Here is a 25,371-nt window from a genome sequence, read left to right as displayed (position 1 = left end):
GCCGGGCTACCGGGGTGCCGCGGACCCGGTCGCGCGCAGCGACTCGTCGACCTCCTCACGGAAACGCCCGGCGATCTCCCGCGCGCACTCCAGGAGGGCCGTGAACTCGACGGCCTCGTTGCTGTGGCCCGGGACGAAGACGACGAGCGTGCCGCTGCGATAGTCGAAGTACGGCTCGAGCGGATGCTGCGCCAGCCGCGCGATGAACGCGGGCGTGAAGACTTCCAGCACGCGGACCGCGTCGCCGTCCTTCTCGATCATGAGGTCGTAGCGGTCGTCGAAGGCCGCGGACTCCGTCGCCAGGTTCTCCATCGTCAGCGCGCCCACGCTGTCCTGTCCGAGCAGGCGCGTGAGCTTGTTGCGCCGGTGCGTGCGGAGCGAGAGCGCGCGGACGAAGCACTCGTCCGCCCCGGCGACCTCGACGGTCGCGAGCGTGTAGTCGTGGTCGTCGTAGTGGTACCCCTTGCCGTCCGCGTTGCGCTCACGCGTCTGGTAGGTGTAGTTCCCGAGCCCGAAGGCCCGCCCGTCGTCGCCGGTGCCGTGCATCCAGTCCCGGCACGAGCAGCGGTCGCCGGCGCTCAGGATCGGGGTGGTCTCCGGCAGCTTGGTCGAGCCGACGTAGGTCATGCCGAGGCTCGCGGCGAACGCGGTCCAGAAGTCGTGCTTGGCCCGGCTGCTCGCGACCGCGAAGGCGATCACCAGGGCCACGATGCTCACCGCCACCAGGCCGACCAGCGCACCCGGGAGGCCGGCCACGGCGACGCCGACGCCGACGCCGGCGACCAGGCCGGCCCCGGTGCCCAGGCGGAAGGTCCCGCCCGCCAGGACGGTCTTCAGGTGGCGGCCGCGGGTCGTGTCGAACGCCGCGACGATCCGCGGGTCGGGCTCGCGGGCGCTCATGCCCCGAAGTCGACCGACGGGACCTCGCGCTCCGCCGGGGAGGACAGGGCGAACAGCTCCTTCGGCGGGAACGGCCCGCGGGCGGCGACGATCGACGACGGGAAGACCTGCGTCTTGGTCGTGTAGCTCTGCACGTTGCCGTTGTAGAGGCGGCGCGCGGCCTGGATCTCGTCCTCGAGCTGCGCGAGCTCGTCCTGCAGCCGCGTGAAGCCCTCGACCGCGCGGAGCTGCGGGTACTGCTCGGCGAGCGCGAGCACCGGCCCGATCGCCCCGGTGAGCCGGTTCTCGGCCGCACCCTGCGCGGCCGGGCCGCTCGCCGACTGCGCGGCGCTGCGGGCTTCGACGACCGCGTCGAGCGTGGACCGCTCGTGCTCCGCGTAGCCCTTGACGGCCGCGACAAGGTTCGGGACCAGGTCGTGGCGGCGCTTCAGCTGCACGTCGATCCCACTCCACGCCTCGTCGACCTTGTTCCGCGCCCCGACGAGCCCGTTGTAGATGAGGATGTAGGCGAGGCCGACGATCACGACGAGCGCGACGACGACGTAGAGGACGATCATGGCCCGGGACCGTACCCGCCCGGACGACGGCTCCACCCTCGGATCCGCGAGACTTGCGGCCATGTTCGCCCGCATCGATCACATCGGCGTCGCCGTCACCGACCTCGACGCCGCCCTCGCCCTCTACGAGCGCGACTACGACATGACCCTCGTCCACCGGGAGACCGTCACCGAGCAGGGTGTCGAGGCGATCCTCCTGGACGTCGGCGAGAACCACGTCGAGCTGCTCGCGCCGCTGGGGGACGACACGCCCGTCGGCAAGTTCCTCGCCAAGAAGGGGCCCGGGATCCACCACGTCGCCTACCAGACGGGCGACATTGTGGCCGAGCTCGAGCGCCTGACCGCCGCCGGCATCCAGCTGATCGACAAGACGCCGCGGATCGGGATCCGCGGGTCGAGCGTCGCGTTCGTGCATCCGAAGTCCACGGGCGGGGTGCTGACGGAGATCGTCCAGCCCGCCGACGGCCACTAAGCTCACAGGACCATGGCCCAGCGCATCTCCATCGGCTTCCACGCCAGCCCCCCCGTCGCCCTCCGCGTCTCCGACGACGAGCTGGCGAAGCTCCAGGCCGCGGTCGGCACCGAGGGCTGGCACGTCGTCGACGCGGAGGACGCCAACATCAAGCTGAACCTCGCCCACGTCCTGTGGGTGAAGATCGACAAGGACGAGCAGCGCGTCGGCTTCGGCCTCAGCGGCTGACGGGCCTCACGTCCGGCCCAGGACATCCAGCAGCAGGTCCCGGAAGGCGCCGGGAGCCTCCAGCGGCGCGAGGTGACCGGCGCCCGGGATGACGGCGAGGCGGCTGCCCGGGACGGCGGCCGCCAGCAGCGCGGCGCCATCGTGGAAGTCGCTGCGGTCGTGCTCGCCGACGGCGAACAGGATGGGGAGCCCGCTGATCGCCGCCAGCGCGCCCAGTTCCTCGTCGAGCGGGTCCGGGGCCTCGCCGGTGTCGGGGGCGGTCAGCTGCACGGCGAAGGCGCGCCGCTGCATCGCGGCAACCCGCTCGCGCAGCGCGGCCGGTGCCCCCGGCAGCGTCCAGGCGTCCACCACGGCGGTGACCGCCGCGTCGACGTCCCCGCGCTCGAGCGCGACCTCCTCGGCGGCCCACGCGGCCTGCAGCGAGGGGGACGGCGCCACGGCGTCGACCGGCGCGGAGACGACGACCAGCGCCGAGACCCGTGCCGGCGCCGCGGCGGCCACGCGCAGCGCCACCGCCCCGCCGAACGACACGCCGACCACGGCCGCGCGGGTGATCCCGAGTCCGTCGAGGACCGCGATCACGTCCTCCCAGGGCTCGTCGACCGACGCCGGTGCGGGCGAGTCCCCGTAGCCCGGCAGGTCGACCGCGATCACCCGGCGGCCGGCCTGGGCCAGGGCCTGCGTGTGGTCCGACCACATGCGGCGGTCGGCGATCCCGGCGTGGATCAGCAGGACCGCCGGACCGGTCCCGACGTCGTCGTGCGCCAGCACCGCCGACCCCGGCCGGTCGTCGTCCGTCACACCACCTCAGAGCTCCCGCCGGATGAGGGTGAGGGCCCGCTCCGCCGCGCGCTCGCGCAGGCCGCGCTGCGCCCACCGGCCCGGCGCGATCGGCTCGGACTGCTCGAGGTCGCGCTCGTACTGCTCGGTCAGCTTTGCGGCGAAGCCCGGATCCTGGACGCAGAGCGTCGCCTCGTCCTGGAGCTGGAAGGAGCGGTTGTCGAAGTTCACCGAGCCGACCGAGGACCACGCGCCGTCGATGACCAGCGACTTGGCGTGGAGCATCGTCGGGCAGTACTCGTAGACCTCCACGCCGCAGTCGAGCAGGTCGTCGTAGCTCTCGCGGCCGGCCATGCGGACGATCTGCTTGTCCCCCTTCGCCCCAGGCACCAGCACGCGCACGCGCACCCCGCGCGCCGCCGCCTCGCACAGCGCGGTCGTGAACGCCGGCCGCGGGGCGAAGTAGGCGGCGGTCAGGTCCAGGTGCTCGCGCGCGGAGGCGATCGCCAGGAACATCAGCGCCTCGATGTTCGTGTCGCCGACGCCGGCCCGGGACCGCACCACCTGCATCGCGGCCACCGACTCGTCGTCCTCGTCGATGTTGTCGTCGTCGAGGTCCGGCAGGTGGTCGTCGCCGACGAGGACCGTCCCCGTCGCCTCGAGCCAGTTCTCGATGAAGGCGCCCTGCAGCCCGCGGACGACCGGGCCGCGGACCCGGACGTGCGTGTCCCGCCAGTGGTCGGGGTCCTGCGCGTTGCCGGTCCACTCGTCCGCGATCCCGACGCCGCCGGTCATGCCGACCTCGCCGTCCGCGATCAGCAGCTTGCGGTGCGTCCGGTTGTCCAGGCGCCGGACCGCGTACGGCTTCAGCGGGCGGAACTTCGCGACGGTCGCGCCGGCCTCGCGCAGGCGCTCCACGAGCGACCCGTCCATCTTCAGGGTCCCGACCCAGTCGAGCAGGACGTTCACCTCGACGCCCTCCCGCGCCTTCTCGCAGAGCGCGTCGGCGATCTCGTGGGTGATGTCACCGCGCCAGTAGACGTAGGTGAGCAGGTTGAGCGTCTTCTTCGCGCCGCGGATCGTCTCGAGGAACGCGGGGAAGATCGCGTCGCCGTTGATGAGCAGCTCGATGTCGTTGCCGACCGAGATCGGCGCGCCGGTCAGCGCCTCGGTGGTCCGCAGGAACGCGCGGTCGCCGACGGGCGGGGCGTCCGCGCCGAGCTCGTAGCCGGAGCCCTGCTCGCGGCGGTGGCGCAGGCTGTCGGCCGCGTACCAGGCGGCACCGCTCGCGCCGACGGCGACCGGGTAGGCGTAGCGGGCGGCGGGGAGGCGGACGGTCCGGCGGGGGGCGGTCCGCCGGCGGGTCCAGCGGGCGAGGTCGTCGGCGTTCATGAGACCACGATCCTTACCTGGTCGGCGGTGGTGAAGCGGCCACCCGGCACCGTCCGCACGTCGCCGTCGACGTTGAAGTCGCCGGGCCCCTCGACGGTGACGGTCGTGCCGCGGGCGTGCACCACGCCGTCCTGCTCGGTCAGTCCGCCCACCCGCATGCCGTGCGCGCGCCGCAGCAGCTGCCGCCGCGGGCCGGCGACCAGCACCGCCACGTCGAGCGCCCCGGGCCTGGCGACGTCCAGCTTGGAGCCGCCGCCGAACGCCCCGGTGCCGGCGACGATCACCTGCCAGGCCCGGCCGCTGAAGACGGGCTCGCCGTCGGCGGCCACCCGGACCTGCAGCGGCTGGGCGCGGACGCCGGCGTGCACTGCGCCGGCCGCGTAGGCGAGCGGCCCGAGGACGCGCTTGAGCGGGACGGCGCTGCGGGTGGCGTGCACGGAGAGCCCGGCGGAGGCGGTGTTGAGGAAGGGGACGACCCCGGCGTCGGCGATGTCGACGGTGCGCAGACCTTCGCCGCGAGCCGCTAGGTCCAGCGCGGCCTCGAGGTCGTCCAGCGGCAGCTCCAGGGCGCGGGCCAGGTCGTTCGCCGTCCCCACCGGAAGCACGGCGAGCGGGACGTCCAGCTGCGCGGCGAGCGCCGCGGCCGGCCCGAGGCTGCCGTCGCCGCCCGCGACCACGACGCGGTCGACGCCTGCCGGGGGCGCGTCGCGGAGGTCGTCCAGGTCGTCGATCGGGTGGGCGTCCACGTCGGCGCCGCGGGTGCGCAGACCGGCCGCGATGGCGTCGGGGTCGTCGACCCCGCCCGAGCCGGCGTTCACGATCAGCAGGATCCGCATCGTGCCGGTCTGCCCGCGAACCGTCCGGTTGAAGCCCGGAGTGGACGGACGGCGAGCCTCGCCACGCGGCCCCGGCGGGTGAAGCCCTAACCTCCGCCGCGCCCATGTCCGTGTCCGCGATCGTCCCTGCCACCAGTTCCGGCTCCCGACGCGCCCTGCTGGCGCTGCGCCGGTCCGGACCCGTGGGCCGGCGGGTGGCGGCGGTCGACGTCGCCACGTACCGCGCGATCCGCGGGGTCGCGCGCACCCCGGAGACCGTCGCGCGCGTGAAGTCGTTCTCGCGGACCGGCGAGCACGCCGCCTGCTGGCTGGCCCTCGGCGCCGCCGGCGCGACGCTCGACGCCCGTCGGCGGGACGACTGGCTGCGGGGCCTCGGCGGGGTCGCCACCGCCTACGTCGCGAACACCGCCCTCAAGCAGGTCTTCCGCCGCAAGCGCCCGGTGTTCGACGGCCTGCCGGCGCTGATCTCCACCCCGACCGCGCTGTCGTTCCCGAGCGCGCACGCGTCGTCGTCGTTCGCGGCCGCCGCCGTGTTCGCCCCGCTCGTCGGGCCCGCGGCCACGCCGCTGCGCGTGACCGCCGGCGCGATGGCGCTGTCCCGGGTCTACCTCGGCGTGCACTACCCCGTCGACATCCTCGCGGGGGCGGCACTCGGCACCGCGGTCGGCACCTTCTTCAAGCCCAAGGCGAGGACGTAAGCATGCCCATGAAGGTCGGAATCGTCGGGATGCCCAACGCGGGCAAGTCGTCGCTCTTCAACGCGCTGACGAAGGCCGGCGCGGAGGCGGCCAACTACCCGTTCACCACGATCGAGCCGAACATCGCGGTCGTCCCGGTGGAGGACGACCGGATGACGAAGGTCGCCACGATGATCGGCGCGAGCGACATCGTCGCCGACCACATCGACTTCCACGACATCGCCGGGCTGGTCAAGGGCGCGCACGAGGGCGAGGGCCTCGGCAACAAGTTTCTGGCCAACATCCGCGAGACCGACGCGCTCGTGCACGTCGTCCGCGCCCATCACGACGACGGGATCATCCACCCCGACGGCTCCGTCGACCCGCTGCGGGACATCGAGACGATCGAGACCGAGCTGATCTTCGCTGACCTCGAGGCGATCGAGAAACGCGTCGGCAAGGTCACCCGCGACGCCCGCGGCGGGGACAAGGCGGCGATCGCCGAGCAGAAGTGGCTCGAGGAGGTCACCGAGGTCCTGCAGACCGGCAAGCCCGCGCGGACCGTCCCGATGCCGGTCGACGTCGACAAGGGCCAGTCCGTCCAGCTGCTCACGGCCAAGCCGGTGCTGTTCGTCGCGAACATCGACGAGGGCGAGGACGACGTCCCGGACGCGGTCGCCGCGCATGCGGCGGCCAACGGCGCCGGTGTCGTCGCCGTGTCCAGCCGCATGGAGGCCGAGCTGTCGGAGATGGAGGACGAGGAGGCCGCGAGCATGCGCGCCGAGCTCGGCATCGGCGAGTCCGGCCTGCAGCGCGTGGTCCACGGGGCGTTCGCGCTGCTGAACCTGAACTCGTTCTTCACGATCGGGCAGGGCAAGCGCGCGCAGTCCTGGCACCTGAGGGACGGCCTCACCGCGTGGCACGCGGCCGGCCAGATCCATTCGGACATCCAGCGCGGCTTCGTCCGCGCGGAGGTCATCCCGTGGGACGCCCTGCTGGACGCGGGCGGCTACTCCCAGGCCCGCGACCGCGGGACGCTGCGGCTCGAGGGTCGCGACTACGTCATGCAGGACGGCGACGTGCTGACGGTGAAGTTCACGCCGTAGGCAGGTCGCAGCGATCGCCCGGACCGGCCGCTCGCGCCGGAAGGACCGTCGTGGTCGATGGCGCTGACACCGGGACCCTGGTGGTCGGGGTTCGGTGACGCCGAGGGCCTGGTGGTCGGAGGTCGGTGGCGCTGACGCCGAGGACCGTCCTGGTCGTGGCGGCTTTGAGAACTGCGGGCTGTTGACGGCGGTGGGCGCTGGGAGGCCGCGTGGTCGCGGGTGCGGGGCGTGGGGCGGGCGGCTGGCCGGGCGGGCGAACGGTGGACTGCACGGCTCCCAGCCCGGTAGAACGCCACCGGCGCCGCGCCGCCGCCGCCGCGGCCCGGCACGCTCGGAGGATGAGGGGGGTCAGGTCCCCGGGAGCCTCCACACAGCGCGCCCGGGCTGGACGCGCGGAGGATCCGGCGGGTCAGGCCCACCAGACCTTCCGCGCGGCGCCCCCGGCACCACACCCCCACAACGCACCCAAACCAGCAGCGTGCCGTTGCGGGAGACCGGGTTGACACTAGGCGGGCTGCGCAGGCCGCGGGTACGCTCGCGGCCATGCCCGTCGCCCGCCGTCTCTCAGCCGCTGTCCTGACGCTCATGGCCACGTTCGCGCTCGCCGGGCCCGTCACCGCCCAGGAGGCGCAGCCGCCCGCGACCGACCCGAACATCACCGACGGCACGGCGCAGAAGCAGCTGGACGCGGCGAAGCGGAAGTGGAAGCAGGCGAAGATCCGCAACTACCAGCTGCGGGCTGCCATCTCGTGCTTCTGCCCCGAGACGTACCGCAGGCCGCGGACGATCAAGGTCAGGAACACGTTCCCGGTCAAGCCGCCCCAGAACCTCGGGCCCGTCGCGTCGGTGCCGCGGATGTTCAGGACGATCCAGGGCGCGATCGACGGGAAGGTCGCCACGATCGGCGTGAAGTACGGCCGCTACGGCGTCCCCTCGACGATCACCATCGACCGCGACTTCCGGATCGCGGACGAGGAGAGCTACTACACGATCGACCGCTTCAAGAAGACGGGCAAGTGACGGCTCGTGAACGGTGACGAGGTACGCTCGAACCGCCTCCGCCGTCCGACCCCATGAGATGCCCAGATGACCTCGCTCTCCGCCGGTGCGAACGCACCGCTCCCCGACGCGCCCACCTACACCGTCCGCGCGAAGTACGGCGCCGGTCACATGGACCTGATCGCCCTGCTGCTCGACGCCGGCGGCAAGGCCGACGGTGACGACGGGGTCGTCCTCTTCTCGAACCCCGTCGCCGGCGGGGGCTCCGTCAAGCTGACGACGGACGACAGCGCGGGCGACCAGGTCACGATCGACGTCCGTGCCCTGCCGGCGAAGATCGAGCGGATCGTCGTCGCGACGATGACCGACACGCCGCGGGGCAGCTTCGGCTCCACCATCACGACCACGGTCGCCGACGTCGAGTTCACCTGCCCGGAGACCAGCGCGCAGGCCGTGCAGTGCGTCGAGCTCTACAAGCGCAATAACGCGTGGAAGGTCCGCGCGCTGGGCGACGGCTACGCCGAGGGCATGGCGAAGCTGCTGTCGGTCCACGGCATCGAGGTCGCGGACGACCCGGCCCCGGCGCCCACTCCCACGCCGGCGGCGCCGCCCGCGGCCGCCACGCCCGCGATCAGCCTCTCCAAGCAGCGCGTCATCGACCTCACCAAGAAGGCCGAGGCGTCGGGTAGCGGCGGCGTGGACCTGTCGAAGAAGATCGCGTCCGCCGCCGTCAGCCTCGAGAAGCGCGGGATGCTCGACGAGCGCGCGGCGGTGATCCTGGTGCTGGACGTCAGCTACTCGGCCAAGCCGCTGTTCTCCAACGGGGCCTACCAGGCGCTGTGCGACCGCGTCTTCGCGGCCGGGCTGCTGTTCGACGACGACGGCGAGATCCCGACGCACCTGTTCGCGACCAAGTCCTACGAGGCGGCGCCGGTCACCCTGGGCAACTTCGCCGGCTGGGCGAACTCGGTCGAGAAGAAGTGGGGCGGCACGTGCTACGCCCCGCCGCTGCAGGCGATCGCCAAGACGCTGCGCCGCGGCGACCGCACGCCGACCTTCATCGCGTTCATCACCGATGGCGGCAACTCCGACAAGGGCCCGACCGACCGCATCATCAAGGAGCTCGCGGGCCTGCCCGCGTTCGTCCAGTTCATCGCCGTGGGCGAGGCCAACTCGTTCCCGTACCTGCAGAAGCTCGACGACCTCTCCGGGCGGGAGGTCGACAACGCCGGCTTCTTCGCTGTCCGCGACCCGAAGTCGATCAGCGACAACGAGTTCTTCGAGCTGATGATGAGCGAGTTCCCGCAGTGGCTGCAGGCGGCCCGCTCGAAGGGCATCGTGGGCTGAACGACGCACCGGGTGACAGCTGGCGCACACCCGTGCGTGCGTCAGCTATCACTCGGCGGGTGCGCGGCCGGCTGCGTGACTACCAGGCGCAGGTCTTGAAGTCCTTGAGGAAGACGCCGAACAGGTCCTCGCCCGCCTCGCCGCGGACGATCGGGTCATAGACCCGCGCCGCGCCGTCGACCAGGTCGAGCGGGGCGTGGAAGCCCTCGTCGGCCAGCCGGACCTTGGTGGTGTGCGGCCGCTCGTCCGTGATCCAGCCCGTGTCGACGCTGGTCATGAGGATGCCGTCGGTCTGCAGCATCTCGTGCGCGCTCGTGCGGGTCAGCATGTTCAGCGCGGCCTTGGCCATGTTCGTGTGGGGGTGCCCGGGACCCTTGTACCCGCGGCCGAACTGGCCCTCCATGGCGGACACGTTCACGACGTAGGTCCGTCGCGCGGTGGACGCTGCCATGGCCGGCCGCAGGCGGCTGACGAGGATGAACGGCGCGGTCATGTTGCAGAGCTGGACCTCGAGCAGCTCGACGGGGTCGACCTCCTCGACACGCTGCGTCCAGCTGTTGATGTGGACCTCGTCCGGGACCAGGCCGCCGGCATCGATCGCCACGCCCAGCGTGGACGCGTCCAGTCCGGCCCCGAGGGCGGCCGAGCGCGCGGTCAGGGCGAGCGCGGTGACGTCGACGGCCGCGGGCCCGTCGTGCGTGGCCAGGGCAGCGGCAGACGGGCCCGACCGGTCGGCGGCCGTCAACGTCGCGGGAAGGGACGCCGGGTGCTCGGTCCGCGTCGCGCCGAGGACGACGACGTCGGGACGGGGCAATCCCGCGGGGTGAGGCTCGGACTCCGCCGCCGACAGCAGCGAGTAGGCGTCCGCCGTCCGCCGCACCGTCTGCGCCGCGTTGTTGATCAGGATGTCCAGCGGCCCCGCGTCGGCGACCGTGTCCGCCAGCGCGATCACCTGCGCTGGGTCGCGCAGGTCGATACCGACGATCCGCAGGCGGTGCAGCCAGTCCGCGCTGTCGTCCATCGACGCGAATCGCCGCGCGGCGTCCTGCGGGAAGCGCGTCGTGATCGTCGTGTGCGCGCCGTCGCGCAGCAGGCGCAGCGCGATGTACATGCCGATCTTCGCGCGCCCGCCGGTGAGCAGCGCCCGCCGGCCGCGCAGGTCCACGCTCACGTGCCGGCGCTCATGGTGGTGCGCGGCGCAGGTCGGGCAGAGCTGGTGGTAGAAGGCGTCGACCTCGGTGTAGGAGGTCTTGCAGACGTAGCACGGGCGGGCCTTGATCAGCGTGCCGGCGGTCGCCCCGGCCGCGGCGCTCACGAGCGGTATGCCGAGCGTCTCGTCGTCGATGCGGCCCGGCGCCGCGGTGGCCGTCGCCGCGAGGACCGCACGGTCGGCGGCCTGGATCGCGGCCCGCCGCTCGGCCCGCCGCCGCTCCTTGACGGTCTTGAACAGGCGCGCGGTCGCCAGCCGCACGGCGACCGCGTCCGGGTGGTCGACCGGCAGGTCGTCGAGCTCGGCGATTACCGCGAGGCACGCCTCCAGGCGCGCGGGGTCGACCCCGGCCGGGCCGACCACGTCGTCGCCGCCGGCCTGCGCCCCGCCGCCGGCCTGCGCCCCGCCGCCGGCCTGCGCCCCGCCGCCGGTCGCGTCCGCGTCGAATCCGCTGCCCCGCCCGTCCATCGTGGTCACAGCGCGCGGGCGCCGGCCGGCTCGATGCCGTCCCCGCCCTTGCCCTTGCCCTTGCCGGCGCGACGCCGCTGCTCGGTCCGGCGCAGGCGCCCGTCGCGGCGCCAGATGCCCGCGATCGCCCAGCCGTCGACCGCGAGCAGGCCGATCACGCCGACCGCGATAATGATCGCCAGCACCGAGCCGCCGCCGCCCTTCGCCTCGGGGACGCCTGCCGCGGCCGCCGGGCTGACGGTCCGGTAGAGGGGCGTCTGGCCGAAGTCGTCCGCCGCCACCTGCCACGCCGGCTTCTTGCGCCCCGCGTAGGTGATCAGGCCCTTGCGGTGAATCGAGTCGCGCTTGACCCCCGGGCGTTCGTGGCCGCCGACCCAGTTCGGCTTGACCGCGAACTCGCGCAGGGTCCAGTAGATCGCGCCACCGATGAACGGCCGCGCGTCGATGATCGCCAGGACGTCCTTCAGGTACTGGGTCTGGAAGGCGTACGTCTCCTTCTCGGTGACCGGGCCGGAGTACGTGGACTCGGCGCCGAACTCGGTCACCTGCAGGCCCTGCGTCGGATACTGCCGGCGGAGGCGGTCCAGGAACGGGCCGAAGTCCGCGAGGTTCGCCACCGAGTGGTCCTTCTTGCCCTGATACCAGCCGAAGTACGAGTTGATGCCCAGCAGCGGGTACTGCGCGTACGCCGCCTGGCGCGCGTAACCCGGGTAGCTCAGCATGTCGACGCTGGGCGGCAGGGTCGGGTCGAGCTCGCTCGCCAGGGTGCGGGCGGCGGCCAGGAAGGCCCGCGTTCCCGGCACGGTGTCGGGCGTCGGGCTGAGCTCGTTCGCCACCGAGTGGGTGATGACCGACGGGTGGTTACGGGCGCTCAGGATCGTCCCGCGGACCGACGCGAGCGCGGTCTCGCGCTGCTCGGGGTGCTTCAGCCGCACGTCGCGGTGGTAGACCGGCGCCTGGCTCCACACCATGATCCCGGCCGCGTCGAGCGCGTCGAGCAGCTTCGGGTGCAGCAGGTAGTGGGCGCGGGTGACGTTCGCGCGGACGGCCTTCAGGTCGCGCACGATGCCGGCGATGTCCTCGTCCTTCAGCGCCGGCCCGCGGCCTGGCACGTCCTCCTGGATCGACGCGCCGCGCAGGGTCAGCTGGCGCCCGTTGAGGGTCAGCATCCCGTTCCGGACCTTGACCTCACGCAGCCCCGTCTTCCACGTGTCGACCTGCTGCATGCGGTCCCCGGCGGACGTCGTCAGCGTCACGTCGTAGAGCGTCGGCTTCTCGGGCGACCACAGCTGCGGGTCCGGGACCGCGACCTCGCTCGCCAGGTGGGTGGACTCGCCGGGGGCCAGCGGCCGGGACGGGATCGTCTGCGTCACCGCGCCGCCCGCCCCGAGGTCGAGGCGGACCTGCGGGTTCTCGATCGTGCTGTCGCCGCGGTTCACCAGGACGCCGTCGAAGCGCACCTTCGCCGTGCATGGCGCGCCGTCGGTGGCCCCGCCGGGCGGGCAGTCGACGACGCTGAGCACGCCCGGTGTCTGCAGGACCAGGGCCGCGCGCGGGACGAGCGTGACCGGGCGCGTGATGCCGCCCCAGTTCCACCAGCCCTCGCGGATCGCCCCGTCCTTGCGGTTGTCCACGCGGACCACCAGGACGTTCCGCTGGCCCGGCTTGAGCGCGTTGCCGACCTGCAGGTCGAACGGGACGTACGGATCCTCGTGGCGGCCGAGCCTGACGCCGTTCAGCCAGACCTGGGCGACCCGGCGGACCTGCTCGAAGTGGATGTCGTAGGTGAACCCGGGGGTCTTCTCCGGGGCCTTGAACGTCGCCCGGTACCAGCCGACCGTGCCGCGGAAGCTCGACTCCGGCGTCTGGCCGGAGAAGACGGACGGGACCACGGCCGGCTTCCACGCCGCCTTGTTGTCGGGCGTGTACAGGCCGAGGCCGACGCCGACGTTCCCGCGGTCCTCGAACTTCTGCCAGCCCGCGGTGAGCGGGAAGGGCGCGGGCACGCCGACGTCCTCCGCCGCGCTGGACGCGGGTTGGAGCAGGCAGAGGACGGCCAGGAAGGCCGCCAGTGACGTCGCGAGGGAACGGCGGTGCACGGGCGAGGCGTCAATGATGACGCACTCGCCGCCGGGCGGCGACGATCGGGCGCGTCGGCAGAGCCCGCGGGGGGATGCCGTCCCGGGGGTCCTGCTCAGCCGGCGAGGCCCTCCAGGCGCTTGGCCAGCGCGCCCATGCCCAGCTCCTGGGCAGCCCGGGCAGCGTCGGCGTACCGCGTGGGCGCGTCGGCCGGGCGCGTCACGTCGACCGGCTGCAGGGTCGCGATGTGGCGGAACGCCCGCAGCTCGTCCGCCTGTTCGCGCAGCGCCGTCCGGACCCGCGGCTTGAGGCTCTTCGAGTCGACCGCGGCGTCGCGCTGTGCGAGGTCGATCAGCGTCTCGAGGTCGCCGTGCTCGGTCAGCAGGGCGGCGGCGCCTTTCTCGCCGACGCCCTTCGCGCCGGGCAGGCCGTCGGACGGGTCCCCGCGCAGCGCGATGAAGTCGGGCACCTGGGCCGGTTCGATCCCGTACCGCTTCCGCACCTCGGCGACGTCCACCCAGGCCGGCCCGGCCTTCGCCCCGCCGGGGAACAGGACGACGACGTCCTCGTCCACGCACTGGAACATGTCCCGGTCCCCGGTGAAGAGCAGCGTCCGGCCGCCCGCCGCGCTCTCGACCTCCGCGAACGCACCCAGTAGGTCGTCCGCCTCCAGGTCGGGCGTGGTGTGGTGCGTCCAGCCGAAGGACTCGTAGAACGCCGGCGCCTGCTCCCACTGCCAGACGAGCTTCTCCGGCATCTCGTCGCGGTCGCCGTGGTACCCGGGGTAGGCGGCCGTCCGGTAGTGCGCGGCCTCGGCCCCGTTGCAGAACGCGACCGCCCGCGGCGCGTGGTTCTCGATCACCTGCAGGATCAGGTTCGCGCAGCCCAGCAGCCCGTTGACCGGCCGCCCCTCGGCGCCCTTGATCGACGACGGCAGCGCGAAGTAGGCGCGGTACAGCAGCGACGGGGTGTCGACGACGAGCAGCGGAGCGGGATCGGCCTTCTCGGACATTCTGGGCACTTTGCCATCCTGGACGGCCCGTCGCACGTATCCATCGAGAGCCATGAGCCCCAAGATCCCCACCTCCCGCATCGGCCGCACCGCGAAGTTCGGCGGCCTCGTCGCCGGGCAGAGCGCGCGCTGGGTCGGCACGCAGACCGCCAACCGCTTCCGGACGGACGACAAGGCCGACGAGAAGATGGGCGAGCGGGCGATGGACACCGCGAACGAGATCGTCGCCCAGCTCGGGCAGATGAAGGGCGCGGCCATGAAGATCGGCCAGGTCCTCTCGACGATCGACTTCGAGCTCGTCCCCGAGGGTGAGCGGGACGCGTTCAAGCAGAAGCTCGCGCAGCTGCGCGACGACGCGCCGAAGGTCGACTTCCCCAAGATGCGCAAGGTCCTCGAGTCCGACCTCGGCGGGTCGGTGTCGACGGTCTTCGCGACCTTCGACGAGACGCCGATCGCCGCCGCGTCGATCGGGCAGGTCTACCGCGCGACCACCCACGACGGCCGCGAGGTCGCCGTAAAGGTCCAGTACCCAGGGGTCGCCGAGGCGGTCGAGACCGACCTGCGCAACGCCAACATGCTGTTCCCGCTCGTCAAGCGCCTGGCCCCCGGCCTCGACGTGAAGGCGATCGCCGGCGAGCTCAAGGACCGCATCGGCGAGGAGCTCGACTACGAGATCGAGGCCCAGCACCAGCGGACCGTCGCCCGCGCCTTCCGCGGCCACCCGTTCGTCACTGTCCCCGCGGTCGACACGTCCCTGTCGACGCGCCGGGTGCTCGTCAGCGAGTACGTGGCAGGCGTCGGCTTCGGTGAGATCGCCGGCCTGCCGGACGCCGAGCGCGACCGCTACGGCGAGATCCTCTACCGCTTCTACTTCGGCCTGCTGAACCGCGAGCACCTGGCCTGCGGCGATCCGCATCCGGGCAACGTCATCTTCACCCCGGACGGGAAGATCTGCTTCCTCGACTTCGGGCTGATGCGCAAGGTCCCCGAGCTCTACCTCGAGGGCGAGCGCGACATCGGTCGCGCGCTGCTGAACGAGGACGCCGTCGCCGTCCACCGCCAGCTCGGGAAGCTCGGCTACCTGCCCGACCCGGAGTCCTTCGACGTGGACGCGACGTACGAGCAGCTGCGCGGCGCGGGGTCGTGGTACCTCACGCCAGGCGTCCTGCGAATCACGCCGGACGTCGTCCGCGAGGTCATGGAGATCGCCGGCTCGCCGCGCTCGCCGTACTTCGAGGCGATGCGCCGGCAGACCGTCCCGCCCGAGGCACTGCTGATCCGCCGGATGGAGGGCCTGCTGTTCGCGGTCCTCGGCGAGCTGCGCGCCGCGGCCGACTGGAACGCGCTGATGAGCGAGTCGCTGCTCGAGTCCGGGGAGGCGACGACCGAGCTCGGGCGCGCCGAGGCCGAATGGCTGGGCCAGCCGCGCGCCCCCGCGCCCGCCGCCGCGTAGTCCGCGGCCGGGCCGCTGCCGCATAGGATCGGCGGCATGCTCACCATCAACGGCATCGACGACCTCAAGGCGCGCACGGGCGAGGAGCTCGGCGTCTCCGAGTGGAAGACCATCGACCAGGCGACGATCGACGCATTCGCCGACGCGACCGGCGACCACCAGTTCATCCACGTCGACCCGGAGAAGGCGAAGGAGACGCCGTTCGGGGGGACGATCGCCCACGGCCTGCTGACGCTCTCGCTCGGCCCCGTGTTCCAGTTCGAGATCTTCACGATCGACAACGTCGCCTTCGCGCTGAACTACGGCTACGAGAAGGTCCGCTTCCCGTCGCCGGTGCCGGTCGACTCCAAGCTGCGGATGACGGCGACGCTCGCCGACGTGGCCGAGGTCCCCGGCGGCGTCCAGGCCCGCATCACGCAGACCTTCGAGATCGAGGGCGGCAGCAAGCCGGTCTGCGTCGCCGAGGCGCTGGTCCGCGTGTACGGCGCTGCCTGAAGCTCGCCCGGGGGGGGGGGCTCGCTTCAGGTCGGGCGAACTCGCCCAGGGGGCTCGTTCGCCCGGTCGGCGGTTCGCCTCGGCCTGGCTCCGTCAGCCGACGCGGACGTTCGGGCCGGTCAGCGCACCCGTGCGCACCCGGTACACGCCGCTGCGGGCGACCTTGACGGCGAACGTGCCGCTCCGGGTCGCCTTCGTGGTGGCGACGGTCCGCCAGCGGCCGTCGCCGAGGCCCCGCTGCACCCGCAGCAACGTCCCGCCGACGCGGCGGCCCGTCACGGCGACGCGGCCGCGCAGGACCTTGACCCGGACCTTGCGCGTGCCGATCCGCGCCGCGGGGGTCGGGGCGGCGAGCACGGTGCCGGTCGTCGGCTGCGCGATCTGCCGGGTGACGGAGATCAGCCCGGCCCACCCGGTGGGGGCCGGTGCGACCGCAGGGCGGTCGGCGGCTGCGCTTGCCGCGAGGCGGCTGAACAGGGCCCAGCCGCCTGCGGGTACGTCGCCGTCCGACGCGACCGCGGCGACCGCCTCGGCATCGCCCGCCGGCAGCACGCGGATCGTGACGCGGCGGCGCTCGGTCTTGCGGGCGGCGCCCGTGGTGACGATGCTGAACCGCGCCCAGGTGTCGAACAGCCCGAACCGCTTCTTGAGGGTGGCGGCGTCGACCAGCGTCGTGCCGCCGGTCCCGTCGATCCGCGCCCGGACGATGCGCCGGGAGACCCCGCGCTGCAGGATCACGATGCGGCGCAGCGAGCCCTTCACCAGCGGCCCGAGCTTGGCCTCGGCTGCGGCAAGCGTCATCCGCATCCGCCACGTGTGCTTCGGCGAGGAGCCGTCGTACGGATCCTTGACCGAGACCAGGTAGGGCTTCGGGTCGGCCCCCGGGAAGCCGTGCTGCACGCTCTCGGTCCGGCCGCCGGAGGTCGAGAAGAAGTAGGCGACGATCGGGGTGCCCTTGTAGGTGACGACCTCACCCCGGGTCCCGGCCACCGCAGCGTCGGTGGACGCCGTCTCCGCGGCGATCCCGCGGTAGACCTGCGAGCGCGTGTCCGCGTGCAGCGTTCCGCCGGACCCGGTCGCGATGGCGTAGGTCCGCGCGGCGACGGCCTGCGCCCGCAGCGCGGCGGCCGGCCAGCCGGAGGGGCTCTCGGCGCCGACGACGCCGCGGACGTAGTCCTCCAGGGGGACGGCGTTCACCACGCCGAGCTGCAGCCCGCCCGCCGGCGCGACGTCCAGCGCCCCGCGGTACTGCCCGTCCGTGAGCCCGTCGCCGGAGCGCCCGAGGAGCTTCACGGGCGCGCCGCCGGCGGAGACCCGGACGCTTCCCGGCGTGCGGCCGAGGCGCTTGCCGGTGTCGTCGAGGACCACGACACCACCCTTCTTGCTGGCCGACAACCGGTACGCGCGGCCCGGGTCGAGCGACAGCCCTCCGGCGTTCGTCGCCTGGGTGACGGTGTACGACCGCCGGCCCGACGCCAGCGCGACGGTCATCTCCTGGCCGGTGGAGGTCGACCCGATCTGCGTCTCGCGGTAGTAGTGCGCGAGGATCTGGCGGTAGCTGTAGCCGCGCTGCGCGAAGCCGTAGGCGCCGTACTGGCTCAGCCCGACGCCGTGCCCGAAGCCGCGGCCGTCGATCGTCAGCGTGCCGGCCGGGGCGGCGCCGGCCGGGCCCGCGGACGCGCCGCCGGCCGCGAGGGCGGCAAGGCAGACGGTGACCAGGCGGGTGACGAGGGGGCGGCGGGACATCTCAGGACAGGCGGCGGCGCGAGCCTGCCACAGCGGATGCACGCCATGCGGCGGTTCGACGGGCGGCGTGCCTCCATCGGCAGATGGTTTTGCCCCGTCGGGTGGCCGCCGACCCGTCCAGCGTGAGCTGTCCGCGCGCGCCCGTGCGGCGGTCCGGCGCGCCTCTATGCTCGACCGCATGGCCTCCTCGAGCACGCTGACCGCCCGCGAAACCGCCGTCGTGGACGCCGTGCCGCACCAGCTGTACATCGGCGGAACCTGGCGCGACGCGACCGGTGGCTCGACGATCGGCGTCGAGGATCCGAGTACCGGACAGGAGCTGTGCACCGTCGCCGACGCATCGCTCGACGACGCGGCGGCGGCCCTGGACGCGGCCTGCGCGGCGGCCGCGGCCTGGCGGGCCACCGCGCCCCGCGAGCGCGGCGACGTCCTGCGCCGGGCCTACGAGCTGATCCTCGAGCGCACCGACGACATCGCGCTGCTGATGACGCTCGAGATGGGCAAGCCCATCAGCGAGTCCAAGGCGGAGATCACCTACGCCAACAACTTCCTGCGCTGGTACTCCGAGGAAGCGGTTCGCATCAACGGGCGCTTCACCGTCAACGAGAACGGCGCCGGGCGGGTGCTGACCATGAAGCAGCCCGTCGGCCCGTGCGTCTTCATCACGCCGTGGAACTTCCCACTCGCGATGGGCACCCGCAAGGTCGGCCCGGCGATCGCCGCCGGCTGCACGATGGTGGTCAAGCCGGCCAAGCAGACCCCGCTGTGCATGCTCGCGCTCGCGCAGATCCTGGAGGAGGCCGGGCTGCCGGGCGGCGTCCTGAACGTGATCACCGCGGCGAAGTCGGGCGACACGATGGCGCCGCTGATCGCGGACCCGCGCACGCGCAAGCTCTCGTTCACCGGGTCCACGAGCGTCGGCAAGGACCTGATCAAGCAGGCCTCCGAGCAGGTGCTCAAGGTCTCGATGGAGCTCGGCGGGAACGCGCCGTTCCTGGTCTTCGCGGACGCCGACGTGGACGCGGCCGTCGACGGCGCGATGATCGCCAAGATGCGCAACATGGGCGAGGCGTGCACGTCCGCCAACCGGTTCGTGGTGCACGAGTCCGTCGCCGCCGAATTCGGCGCGAAGCTCGCCGAGCGGATGGGCGCCATGGTCGTCGCGCGCGGGACGGAGGACGGGGCCCAGGTCGGGCCGCTGATCAACGCGGACGCCGTGCAGGACATCGACGGGAAGGTGCAGGAGGCGGTCAGTGCCGGCGCGACGGTCCTCACCGGCGGGTCGGCCGTCGACGGCCCGGGTCACTTCTACGCGCCGACCGTCCTGGCCGACGTCCCGGAAGGCGCACGGGTCCTCACAGAGGAGATCTTCGGGCCGGTCGCGCCGATCACGACCTTCACGGACACCGACAGCGCGATCGCGATGGCCAACGACACCGAGTACGGGCTCGTCGCCTACGTCTACACCCGCGACCTGAACCGGGCGTTCGACGTCATGGAGCGCCTCGAGAGCGGGATGATCGGCCTCAACCAGGGGATGGTGTCCAACGCGGGTGCGCCATTCGGCGGCGTGAAGCAGTCCGGCTTCGGGCGCGAGGGTGGCCCGGAGGGCATGGAGGAGTACCTCGAGACGAAGTACGTGGCCATGAACCTCGCCTGATGGTCCCCGGTTCGGGTCGGTATCAGCCTGTTCCCGGGCTTACCGCGCGCTCCGCGTGCGCTGACAGTCACCCGTCGCGTCCGTGACGCGCGGCGCGCGCGCCGGGGGACGCCGGTACCCTCGTCGGTGGATGAAGTCCGGGGGGAAAGCCTTGGCGGTGGCGGTGGCCGCCGTAGCGGTGGCAGTTGCCGCAGCGCCGAACGGCGACGTTTCCCCTGCCGCGGGGCAGGGCGGCGGCGTGCCGGCCGCATCGCTGCCGATGATCGACGGCGGCCCGCCCGGCCGCGTCGCGCTCAACGGCGCCTGGGTCCTGCGCAGCGACCCGAACTCGCACGGGACGCTGAAGGGCTGGCAGACCGGCAACTTCGCCGGCTCCAACGTCACGGTGCCCAACGCGGCCAACGGCGGCCGCGTGACCGGCCCGAAGCAGAAGAAGTCCTTCGCGGGCACGACCGCCTGGTACCGGACGGCCTTCACGGTCCCGGAGGCCGGGAGGTACGAGATCCGGATGGAGTCCGTCAACCACAAGGCGACGGTCTGGGTCGACGGCAAGGCGGTCGCCCATCACACCGGCGAGTACCTGCCCTTCGAGGCGCACGCGACGCTCGCGCCGGACGTCCCGCACACGCTCGTCATCCGCGCGGACTACCGCGACCCGATGGAGATGAAGCGCACCGCGTGGCACCGCACGTGGTTCAACTTCGGCGGCGTGAACCGCGAGGTCACGGTGCGGAAGCTCACCGAGAGCGACCTCACCACGCCCACAATCCGCACGCGCCTGCAGTCGAACGGCCACGCCCTGGTCGACCTCAGCGTCCACGTCACGAACCGCCTGGCCGAGGAGCGCGAGATCCCGGTCAGCGGGTCCTTGCAGAACGGCGACCAGAAGATCGAGTTCGACCTGCCGAAGGTCTCGGTCCCGCCGAACCAGACGCGGGTGCTGAAGACGCGGGTGGACGTCGCCTCGCCGCGGCTCTGGGCCCCCGGCTCCCCGAACCTCTACGAGCTCCAGTTCAACGCGGGCAGCGAGTCGGCGTACCGGCTGAAGACCGGGCTGCGGGAGGTCAAGAAGGTCGGCACCCGCATCGTCCTGAACGGCAAGCCGATCATCCTCAGGGGCGCCTCGATCCACGAGGACGCGATGGGGCGCGGCGACGCGCTGACGTCCGCCGACATGGATCAGACGATCCGCGAGCTGCAGGCCCTCGGGGCGAACGCCACCCGCGCGCAGCACCCGCTGAACCCCGCCCTGATGGAGCGCCTGGACGCCGCGGGCATCATGGTCTGGATGGGCGTCGGCCCCGTCGACGCCCCCGGCGCCTGGACGTCGCGCACCCCGGCGCTGGTGGCGCAGGGCAAGCGCCGCGTCCGCACGTCGCTGTTCCAGCTGCAGACCCACCCGTCGATCATCGTCTGGAACCTCGCGAACGAGGTCGCCGGCAACGGGCGCAAGGAAGGCCAGTCCAAGTACATCGACGAGATGGCGCGGGAGCTCAAGCGCCGCGATCCCGGGCGGCTGGTCGGCCTCGACGTCTGGGGCATCCACCCGCCGAAGACGATGGGGCCGATGTACCGCTACATCGACGCCATCGGCGACACGAACTACATCGGCTGGTACGAGCGCACGCTCGACCCGCGCCCCTCCGTCGGGCAGGCGATCCGCGACCACGTGAAGAAGTTCGAGCGGATCTTCGCCGGGAAGATCCTCGTGATCACCGAGTTCGGCGCCGAGGCGAACGACCTCAACGCGACGAACATCCCCGGCGGCTTCGCGTTCCAGGCGTCCCTCCTGAAGCTGCACGTCGACATCTACCGGGCCAACCCGCGGGTGTCCGGGATGCTGGTGTGGAACCTGCGCGACTTCGGCGTGACGCCGGCCTTCTACGGCGGGTCGATCCGCCGGCAGGTCCCGGACATCAAGATCGTCCGCGGCCTGAACCAGAAGGGCCTCTTCACCTACGACGGCAAGCCGAAGCCGTCGCTCGCGGTCGTCCGCGACGCCCTCGCGGGCAAGTAGCTCGTCCGTCCGTCCTCCGTTTCCTGCGACGCCCTTTTCTGGTGTAGCGTCTTCGGCGGCGCCGACGGCGCCGCACATCCGGCGAGGTCGGGGGGACACGATGGACACGACGCACCAGGCCGCAGCCACGTCGTCGACCGCCCGCCCTCGTGCGCGACGCCGAGGCGGCGCCCGCCGCGCGCTCCTGACCGCTGCCGCGGTGCTCACGGCGGCGGCGGCCCTCCCCGCCCCGGCCGGGGCCTTCACGCTCGACAAGTCCCTCGCCGGCTCGGGCATCGACCGCATCCCGGTCGGCGACCGGGACATCGCCGGGGCGGCCGGGGTCGCGGTGATGCCCGACGGGCGCACCGTCGTCACCGGCTACGCCAAGCAGGGCGACAACACGCTCGGGGCGGTCCTCCGCGTGCTGCCCAGCGGCGAGCCCGACCCGACGTTCGCCGCCGCCTCGAGCTTCCCGGGGACGATCTTCCTGAACGCCGCTCCCGGGGAGGCGGGCAAGGCCACGCTGCTGCAGGACGGCGTCCTCGCGCCCGACGGGTCCATCTACGTGGCCGGCCGGATCGCCGAGCGCGTCGGGGAGTACGAGGAGAGCGGCCAGGCGATCGTGGCGCACGTCCTGCCGGACGGCACGGTCGACCCCGCCTTCGGAACCGGCGGGGTCGCGATCATCGCCGGATCGACCGCCCAGCAGGTGCTCATCGGGCCGGACGGCAGCCTCTTCGTGCTCTCCGTGCTCGAGCAGCCCGGCGTCGCCGCGCCCCAGACGGGCATCGTGAAGCTGACCCCCGGCGGGACGCGCGACGCGTCCTACGGCGTCGATGGCCTCGCGCGCATCCAGGCCGGCGAGAACTACTTCACGGCCGCCAAGATGGTGCAGGACCCGCAGGGACGCGTCGTGCTGGCGGGCTCCGTCCTGTTCAGCAGCTCGGTCGCCGGCGGCGTCGCCCGCGTGACGGCGGCCGGGGCGCTCGACCCGGGCTTCGGCGGTCCCACGGTCCCCGGCATCGCCACCGCCCCCGCGCCCGCCGTCGACGACGGCACGTCCTCGAGCACCATCGACGGCCTCAGCCCCGTGACGCAGCAGCTGCGTGCGGTCGCCATCGCGCCCGACGGCACGATCATCGTTGCCGGCACCGGGACCACCCGGGGCGCGAACATCGCGCTGGTCGGGCGCTTCACGGACAGCGGAAAGCTCGACGCCGCCTTCGGGCAGAAGGGGTTTGCGCGGTTCCGCGGCCAGCAGCAGCCGGACCGGCGCGATCACAACTACGACACCATCCTGAACTCGGTGGCGGTCGACGGCGGCCGGATCATCGTGTCCGGCACCCAGGACTCCGTCGAGGACTCCATCCAGATCAAGCAGCCGGTCCAGGGCAGCCAGTTCACCTCGCGGACGACGCCGGACCTGCTCGTCGCCGGCCTGACGTCGGCGGGCCGCCTGGACCCCGGCGCCCACAGCGGCGGTCCCGTGCCCGGCGTCGCGGTCTACCCGGCCGGCGCCCAGCGCTACTCCGTCCCGCGCCGCATGGTGATCGCCGGGGGCAGCATCGTGATCGCCGGCCGGGCCAAGCAGGTCTCCTCCCAGAGTGACAACGACCCGGCCCCGTTCGCGTCCGACTTCCTGCTCGTCCGGCTCGGGATGGGGACGGTCACCCCGGGCCCCGCCCAGCCGCCGCCCGTCACCCCGGACCCTGGCTGCTCGGACGACACCGTGAAGATCCGGTCGGTGACGCTCACGGGCTGCGCCACAAAGAAGGGCGGCGTCTTCACCTACCCGTCCGGCACCGTGCTGATGAACGGCACGCGGATCGCGCTGCTGAGCGGCACGCGGCTGGTCGCGAACCCCGCGCTGGGGACGATCAGGACACAGACGGCGGCCGGCGGGCCCGGCACCGCGCGGGTGAGCGTCGCGACCCCCGGCGGCGCGGTCGTACAGCTGTCCAAGGGCAAGGTCGACTTCACGGTGCCCAAGGGCGGCGGTGCTCGCGTCGCCACGCTGCGCGACGGCGACGCCTGCAAGCCGGTGGGGGCCGCGATCGGCACGATCCCGACGCAGGGCGTCGGCAACCTGCTCGGCTTCCCGCTGCCCGGCGATGCGCGGGTCAGCACGGCGAACGGCACCACGTACATCCAGGTCAACGTCTCGCTGCCCAAGCCCGCGTTCGTGAACGCGACCGGCTGCGCGACGCTGGTCACCACCACCGGCGGCGGCCTGCGGCTCGACTCGCTGAAGGTCGACGTCGGGACAGCGCAGCTCGGGCCGCTGCAGTTCGCCCGGATCGCGATCGCGTACACCGGCACGTCGGACACGTGGAAGGGCCGCCTGACGCTGACCCTGCCGCTCCCGCGCGAGGTCGAGCTCACCGGCGAGATCACGTTCGTCAGCGGGGACTTCGGCGCCGCGCTGATCGGCATCGAGTTCCCGACCGCGATCCCGATCCTGCCGCCGTCGATCGGCCTGAAGGGGGTCAACGCCGGCATCCAGATCAAGCCGTTCACCGCGATCACGGGCGGCGTGCACCTCACGGCCGGCCCGACGTTCCTGGGATCGGCGGCCATCGACGCCGACCTGCAGGGCACGATCTCGTTCCCCGGCAAGCCGTACGCGATCGCGGTCGACATCACGGGCAAGGTGCGCGTCGTGTCGATCCCGGTGGCGAGCGCGAGCGTGCACTACGACACGGGTGGCACGTTCTTCCTCAAGGGCAACGCGAGCTTCAACGCGTTCGTGGCGGACGTCAGCGTCGACGTGCAGGGCGGCGTACAGGGCAAGCACTTCTTCCTCCAGGGCGATGCGCGCGCCTGCGTTCTGAGCGTCTGCGCCGGCTCTTCGGCGCTCATCTCCGAGGTCGGTGCGGCGGCCTGCGGCGGACTCGTCACCCCGGTCGTCGACCTCGCCATCGGCGTCGCGATCCGCTGGAAGAACAGCCCGTTCATCCCGGATGAGCTCTTCTTCCACTGCGACCTGAGCAGCTACCAGACGTTCAAGACCACGCGCCTGGCGCCGGCGCCGATCTGGCGGACGGACGCCTTCACGCGACAGGCGAGCACCGCGCAGTCCTTCACCGTCCCACCGGGGACGAAGGTCCTCGAGCTGAAGGTCAGCGGCAACCAGACGCCGCTGATCTCGGTGGTCGGCCCCGGCGGCGAGCGCGTCGACGGTCCGACGCAGTCCTACGAAGGCCGCATCCGGGCCGAGCAGATCGCGGGCGGGCCGGCCGGGTCGATCCTCTCCTCCCGGACGCTGAAGGCGTCCTACGTGCAGCTCCGGCGTCCGGCCGCCGGCGTGTGGCGGGTGGAGTCGCAGCTGGGTACCGCGCCGATCACGCGCATCCAGAAGAGCGTCGACTTCCCGCAGCCGAAGGTGACCGCGCGCGTGTCGGGCAAGGGCCGGAGCCGGGTCGTCGCGTTCAAGCGCGAGCTGCGCGCGGGCGAGACCGTCACCCTCGTCGAGCGTGCCAAGTCCCTGCAGCACCCGATCGGGGACCTCAGGGCCGGCGTGAAGGCCGGCAGCGTCCGCTTCACGCCCGGGGAGGGCCGGGGTGGCCGCCGTCAGATCGTGGCGCTCGTCTCGCAGGACGGGCTGCCGCGGAGGAGCGTCGTGCTCACGAGCTACGTCGCGCCGGCGTCGCTGAAGCCGGGCAGGCCGCGCGGGGTGACGCTCCGCGTCTCCGGTGCCGGCGCGGTCCGCGCGAGCTGGAAGGCCGTGCCGCGTGCGTCGCGCTACGTGGTGACGTTCCGGCTCAAGGACGGCCACGCGACGACCAGGATCGTGAAGGCGACGGCGCGCCCGTTCGTCCGGGTGGCGGCGTTCCTGCCGAGGAAGGGCGGCAGGGTCACGGTCGTCGCGGTCGGACGGACCGCGCTGACCGGCCCGTCGACCGTCGCGACCCTCAGGCCCGCGACGGCCGCCAAGACGAAGAAGAAGAAGGCCTAG

At 72.7% G+C, this 25,371-nt stretch carries 20 protein-coding genes; 11 read left to right on the top strand and 9 right to left on the bottom strand.

What is annotated here, in order from left to right; all coding sequences use genetic code 11:
- Nucleotides 1-6: 6 nt before the first annotated feature.
- Nucleotides 7-900 (bottom strand): hypothetical protein, encoded by an 894-nt coding sequence (locus tag DSM112329_RS26265; protein WP_354699535.1) that lies wholly within the window; start codon nt 898-900, stop codon nt 7-9.
- On the bottom strand, nt 897-1,457 hold the full coding sequence (locus DSM112329_RS26260) for a LemA family protein (RefSeq protein WP_354699534.1): 561 nt from the start codon (nt 1,455-1,457) through the stop codon (nt 897-899). Before DSM112329_RS26260 ends, DSM112329_RS26265 begins: the two co-directional genes overlap by 4 nt.
- 61 nt (nt 1,458-1,518) lie before the next feature.
- Between DSM112329_RS26260 and mce the strand changes: the two genes are divergently transcribed.
- Complete coding sequence (gene mce / locus DSM112329_RS26255) at nt 1,519-1,929, top strand: methylmalonyl-CoA epimerase (protein WP_354702530.1); 411 nt, start codon at nt 1,519-1,521, stop codon at nt 1,927-1,929.
- 12 nt (nt 1,930-1,941) lie between these two features.
- Nucleotides 1,942-2,157 (top strand): hypothetical protein, encoded by a 216-nt coding sequence (locus DSM112329_RS26250; RefSeq protein ID WP_354699533.1) that lies wholly within the window; start codon nt 1,942-1,944, stop codon nt 2,155-2,157.
- A gap of 6 nt (nt 2,158-2,163) precedes the next feature.
- Here DSM112329_RS26250 and DSM112329_RS26245 read toward each other — a convergent pair whose 3' ends face one another.
- Genes DSM112329_RS26245 through DSM112329_RS26235 form a run of 3 tightly spaced genes read right to left on the bottom strand, consistent with a single transcriptional unit; the run spans nt 2,164 to nt 5,165 of the window.
- On the bottom strand, nt 2,164-2,958 hold the full coding sequence (locus DSM112329_RS26245; protein ID WP_354699532.1) for an alpha/beta fold hydrolase: 795 nt from the start codon (nt 2,956-2,958) through the stop codon (nt 2,164-2,166).
- A gap of 6 nt (nt 2,959-2,964) precedes the next feature.
- Entirely contained in the window at nt 2,965-4,329 is a 1,365-nt protein-coding gene (locus DSM112329_RS26240; RefSeq protein WP_354699531.1) for a phospholipase D-like domain-containing protein, read from the bottom strand.
- A complete protein-coding gene (locus DSM112329_RS26235) occupies nt 4,326-5,165 on the bottom strand; it encodes a diacylglycerol kinase family protein (RefSeq protein ID WP_354699530.1) in 840 nt (279 codons plus the stop codon). The genes DSM112329_RS26240 and DSM112329_RS26235 overlap by 4 nt, the downstream gene beginning before the upstream one ends.
- A gap of 104 nt (nt 5,166-5,269) precedes the next feature.
- Between DSM112329_RS26235 and DSM112329_RS26230 the strand changes: the two genes are divergently transcribed.
- The 4 genes from DSM112329_RS26230 (at nt 5,270) to DSM112329_RS26215 (ending at nt 9,294) form a co-directional block, all read left to right on the top strand.
- Nucleotides 5,270-5,863, top strand: coding sequence for a phosphatase PAP2 family protein (locus DSM112329_RS26230; RefSeq protein WP_354699529.1), 594 nt, complete (start codon nt 5,270-5,272; stop codon nt 5,861-5,863).
- 8 nt (nt 5,864-5,871) lie between these two features.
- Nucleotides 5,872-6,948, top strand: coding sequence for a redox-regulated ATPase YchF (gene ychF / locus DSM112329_RS26225; RefSeq protein WP_354699528.1), 1,077 nt, complete (start codon nt 5,872-5,874; stop codon nt 6,946-6,948).
- 543 nt (nt 6,949-7,491) lie between these two features.
- The gene (locus tag DSM112329_RS26220; RefSeq protein ID WP_354699527.1) at nt 7,492-7,968 is read left to right on the top strand and encodes a DUF6174 domain-containing protein; all 477 of its coding nucleotides are present in this window, start codon (nt 7,492-7,494) and stop codon (nt 7,966-7,968) included.
- Nucleotides 7,969-8,034: 66 nt separating this feature from the next.
- Nucleotides 8,035-9,294 (top strand): VWA domain-containing protein, encoded by a 1,260-nt coding sequence (locus tag DSM112329_RS26215; RefSeq protein WP_354699526.1) that lies wholly within the window; start codon nt 8,035-8,037, stop codon nt 9,292-9,294.
- A gap of 79 nt (nt 9,295-9,373) precedes the next feature.
- On the opposite strand, the gene DSM112329_RS26210 is transcribed toward DSM112329_RS26215, so the two are convergent.
- The 3 genes from DSM112329_RS26210 to DSM112329_RS26200 form a co-directional block, all read right to left on the bottom strand.
- A complete protein-coding gene (locus tag DSM112329_RS26210) occupies nt 9,374-10,972 on the bottom strand; it encodes an SDR family NAD(P)-dependent oxidoreductase (protein WP_354699525.1) in 1,599 nt (532 codons plus the stop codon).
- 5 nt (nt 10,973-10,977) lie between these two features.
- Nucleotides 10,978-13,071: a glycoside hydrolase family 2 TIM barrel-domain containing protein gene (locus tag DSM112329_RS26205; RefSeq protein ID WP_354699524.1), complete on the bottom strand. Its 2,094-nt coding sequence runs from the start codon at nt 13,069-13,071 to the stop codon at nt 10,978-10,980.
- 95 nt (nt 13,072-13,166) lie between these two features.
- Nucleotides 13,167-14,063, bottom strand: a complete 897-nt coding sequence (locus tag DSM112329_RS26200) for a 5'-3' exonuclease (RefSeq protein WP_354699523.1) — start codon at nt 14,061-14,063, stop codon at nt 13,167-13,169.
- A gap of 52 nt (nt 14,064-14,115) precedes the next feature.
- Between DSM112329_RS26200 and DSM112329_RS26195 the strand changes: the two genes are divergently transcribed.
- Both DSM112329_RS26195 and DSM112329_RS26190 read left to right on the top strand, forming a co-directional pair.
- Complete coding sequence (locus DSM112329_RS26195; RefSeq protein ID WP_354699522.1) at nt 14,116-15,516, top strand: AarF/ABC1/UbiB kinase family protein; 1,401 nt, start codon at nt 14,116-14,118, stop codon at nt 15,514-15,516.
- A 36-nt stretch (nt 15,517-15,552) separates the two neighbouring features.
- Complete coding sequence (locus tag DSM112329_RS26190; protein WP_354699521.1) at nt 15,553-16,011, top strand: MaoC family dehydratase; 459 nt, start codon at nt 15,553-15,555, stop codon at nt 16,009-16,011.
- A 93-nt stretch (nt 16,012-16,104) separates the two neighbouring features.
- On the opposite strand, the gene DSM112329_RS26185 is transcribed toward DSM112329_RS26190, so the two are convergent.
- Nucleotides 16,105-17,757 (bottom strand): SpoIID/LytB domain-containing protein, encoded by a 1,653-nt coding sequence (locus DSM112329_RS26185; RefSeq protein WP_354699520.1) that lies wholly within the window; start codon nt 17,755-17,757, stop codon nt 16,105-16,107.
- A gap of 178 nt (nt 17,758-17,935) precedes the next feature.
- On the opposite strand from DSM112329_RS26185, the gene DSM112329_RS26180 reads away from it, so the two are divergent.
- The 3 genes from DSM112329_RS26180 to DSM112329_RS26170 all read left to right on the top strand — a co-directional run bounded on the left by DSM112329_RS26180 (nt 17,936) and on the right by DSM112329_RS26170 (nt 25,371).
- On the top strand, nt 17,936-19,417 hold the full coding sequence (locus DSM112329_RS26180) for an NAD-dependent succinate-semialdehyde dehydrogenase (RefSeq protein ID WP_354699519.1): 1,482 nt from the start codon (nt 17,936-17,938) through the stop codon (nt 19,415-19,417).
- A 238-nt stretch (nt 19,418-19,655) separates the two neighbouring features.
- On the top strand, nt 19,656-21,434 hold the full coding sequence (locus DSM112329_RS26175; protein WP_354699518.1) for a glycoside hydrolase family 2 TIM barrel-domain containing protein: 1,779 nt from the start codon (nt 19,656-19,658) through the stop codon (nt 21,432-21,434).
- Between the two features lie 100 nt (nt 21,435-21,534).
- Entirely contained in the window at nt 21,535-25,371 is a 3,837-nt protein-coding gene (locus DSM112329_RS26170) for a hypothetical protein (protein ID WP_354699517.1), read from the top strand.

It is taken from the genome of Paraconexibacter sp. AEG42_29, from assembly GCF_040581415.1.
GTDB lineage: Bacteria > Actinomycetota > Thermoleophilia > Solirubrobacterales > Solirubrobacteraceae > Paraconexibacter.
Note: the sequence above shows the minus strand (reverse complement) of the source record. Positions and strands in the feature narration are given on the sequence as shown.

Coding starts and splice junctions, on each gene's coding strand:
- DSM112329_RS26265 (WP_354699535.1), bottom strand. CDS start 900: ATGAGCGCCCGCGAGCCCGACCCGCGGATCGTCGCGGCGTTCGACACG.
- DSM112329_RS26260 (WP_354699534.1), bottom strand. CDS start 1,457: ATGATCGTCCTCTACGTCGTCGTCGCGCTCGTCGTGATCGTCGGCCTC.
- mce (WP_354702530.1), top strand. CDS start 1,519: ATGTTCGCCCGCATCGATCACATCGGCGTCGCCGTCACCGACCTCGAC.
- DSM112329_RS26250 (WP_354699533.1), top strand. CDS start 1,942: ATGGCCCAGCGCATCTCCATCGGCTTCCACGCCAGCCCCCCCGTCGCC.
- DSM112329_RS26240 (WP_354699531.1), bottom strand. CDS start 4,329: ATGAACGCCGACGACCTCGCCCGCTGGACCCGCCGGCGGACCGCCCCC.
- DSM112329_RS26235 (WP_354699530.1), bottom strand. CDS start 5,165: ATGCGGATCCTGCTGATCGTGAACGCCGGCTCGGGCGGGGTCGACGAC.
- DSM112329_RS26230 (WP_354699529.1), top strand. CDS start 5,270: ATGTCCGTGTCCGCGATCGTCCCTGCCACCAGTTCCGGCTCCCGACGC.
- ychF (WP_354699528.1), top strand. CDS start 5,872: ATGAAGGTCGGAATCGTCGGGATGCCCAACGCGGGCAAGTCGTCGCTC.
- DSM112329_RS26220 (WP_354699527.1), top strand. CDS start 7,492: ATGCCCGTCGCCCGCCGTCTCTCAGCCGCTGTCCTGACGCTCATGGCC.
- DSM112329_RS26215 (WP_354699526.1), top strand. CDS start 8,035: ATGACCTCGCTCTCCGCCGGTGCGAACGCACCGCTCCCCGACGCGCCC.
- DSM112329_RS26210 (WP_354699525.1), bottom strand. CDS start 10,972: ATGGACGGGCGGGGCAGCGGATTCGACGCGGACGCGACCGGCGGCGGG.
- DSM112329_RS26200 (WP_354699523.1), bottom strand. CDS start 14,063: ATGTCCGAGAAGGCCGATCCCGCTCCGCTGCTCGTCGTCGACACCCCG.
- DSM112329_RS26195 (WP_354699522.1), top strand. CDS start 14,116: ATGAGCCCCAAGATCCCCACCTCCCGCATCGGCCGCACCGCGAAGTTC.
- DSM112329_RS26190 (WP_354699521.1), top strand. CDS start 15,553: ATGCTCACCATCAACGGCATCGACGACCTCAAGGCGCGCACGGGCGAG.
- DSM112329_RS26185 (WP_354699520.1), bottom strand. CDS start 17,757: ATGTCCCGCCGCCCCCTCGTCACCCGCCTGGTCACCGTCTGCCTTGCC.
- DSM112329_RS26180 (WP_354699519.1), top strand. CDS start 17,936: ATGGCCTCCTCGAGCACGCTGACCGCCCGCGAAACCGCCGTCGTGGAC.
- DSM112329_RS26170 (WP_354699517.1), top strand. CDS start 21,535: ATGGACACGACGCACCAGGCCGCAGCCACGTCGTCGACCGCCCGCCCT.